The 1,684-nt window shown below is 62.8% G+C and carries 3 protein-coding genes; all 3 read right to left on the bottom strand.

The features are described 5' to 3' along the window. The coding region (locus HP499_RS23925; RefSeq protein ID WP_172326520.1) for a DUF4097 family beta strand repeat-containing protein at nt 1–667 on the bottom strand (667 nt) is incomplete at its 3' end. A gap of 103 nt (nt 668–770) precedes the next feature. After that, nucleotides 771–1,370, bottom strand: coding sequence for a GDSL-type esterase/lipase family protein (locus tag HP499_RS23920; RefSeq protein ID WP_172326519.1), 600 nt, complete (start codon nt 1,368–1,370; stop codon nt 771–773). Between the two features lie 126 nt (nt 1,371–1,496). Beyond that, nucleotides 1,497–1,684: hypothetical protein (locus HP499_RS23915; RefSeq protein WP_172326518.1), on the bottom strand; the 188-nt coding region annotated here is incomplete at its 5' end.

Below are 1,684 nucleotides of genomic sequence, written 5' to 3'. Positions count from 1 at the left end.
TTCCGCTGGCGGATTTCGCCACGATGTCCAGGCCTACGTCGTGTGGCAGCCTGATGGTCAGGTCGCCGGAGACGGAGTTGGCGCCGAGGTCGTTGGTGTAGTCCTGAAGATCGAAACTAAGGTCGCCGCTGACGGTGCTGGCCCGGACGTTCTTGAACGTGCCCGAAGCGGTGACCTCGCCTGAGACGCTCTTGGCGGTCAGGACGCCGTCGTGGTTTCTGGCGATGACTTCACCGCTGACGGTGTTTACATGCAGTTCGCCGCTGGTGCCGTCTGCCATGACGGAGCCGGAGACGGTGTTCAGGCGCGTCCGGCCGCTGATTCCGGAGACCAAACCGTCGCCGCTGACCGTTCCGGCCTCTACGTCCACGCCGGGCGGGAGCGCGATGCCGACAACCACTGAGTTGGCGCTGGTGTTATTGACGGTCCCCATCAGGTTGCGGAACCAGCCCTGCGGGCCTTGCAGCTGATGGCGGACCTCCAGGCGCCCGTCCACCAGCGTCACCGTCAGGGGGTCGCCCGTGATTTCGCTGATTTCGATGCTGACGAACGCCTCGTCATGGGTCATGACATCAAAGCGGCCTTTGACGATTCCCAGCTTGAGGGAACGGACGCCGTCCACTTCGATGGTTTGGGGACCCGTCACGGTCCATAGTTCCTCAGACATAACCCCTCCAAATGCGATATATCGCGTCGATGAGCTCACGATATATCGCGAATCATCCTGAAGCAAGGACTTTTGGCGGGGATGTGTGGTGAAGCCGGTCCAGCTACTCCGGTTGGGCGATATTGAGCCACTGGAACCAGCCGCGGTGCAGGACCAGCCATGCAATCAATCCGTAGCCGGCCTGGCCCGGTGTTCCCCCATTGGCCGCCAGATCCGTCCTCCACTGCTCATGGTTGAGCAAAGGAGAGAACGTGTCCACATAGTGGTGGTTGCGCCTGGTGGTGACGTCGGCAAAGGCAGTGTTCAGTTCTGCGAGCCGCTTGTTCCTGACCGGATCCAAGGTAGGGGGCGGACCGACCACGAAGACCTCTACACTGTTGTGCGAGGCGCCATCGAGGATATTGGCCAGGTTCAGGCGGCTTCGCGCCGTGGACAATCCGAACTCGAGGTCGCGGCCCGAAAGCCCGATCACCAAGCGGTTCTCGTGCGTGTCGCTGAAGCGCCTCCCGGCCTCGTCCTGCCACCGCGCGGCCAAGCCCTCCGTGCCTTCCATGGGGCAGGGGAGCGGGAAACTCTCCACCACGACGGAGTCCTGGGGCGTACGGGCCAGGACTCTTCCGAGCCAACCCAATGCGCGGGGATCCCCCAGGCCCGCGAGCAGTTCATCTCCTACAGCTGCGATACGCAGCTTCCTGTCTTCCACGGTTACCTCTTCACACTCGTTACGGTCCTTGCACGGTTTGCCGGTTCTGGAACCTGATACCTGTCCCATTAAACAGAACTGCCCGGCCTGAGGGGCGCATTCGCTCCTCAGACCGGGCAGTTTCGCTTACTTCCGTTCGAACGCCTGCTTGATCAGGGCATCCTGTTCAGCGGCGTGGCGCTTCATGGAACCGGCGGCCGTGGAGGCCGACGCCGGACGTGAGACCAGGCGGAGCTTGCGGTCAAGCTCAGGCGCCAGGTTCAAGCCCATGAACGGCCACGGCCCCTGGTTGGCGGGCTCGTCCTGTGCCCAAA

The sequence above is a fragment of the Paenarthrobacter sp. CM16 genome (assembly GCF_013179505.1).
Taxonomy (GTDB): Bacteria; Actinomycetota; Actinomycetes; order Actinomycetales; family Micrococcaceae; genus Arthrobacter.
The sequence above is the reverse complement of the archived record's forward strand: the minus strand, read 5'-3'. Positions and strand labels throughout refer to the sequence as shown.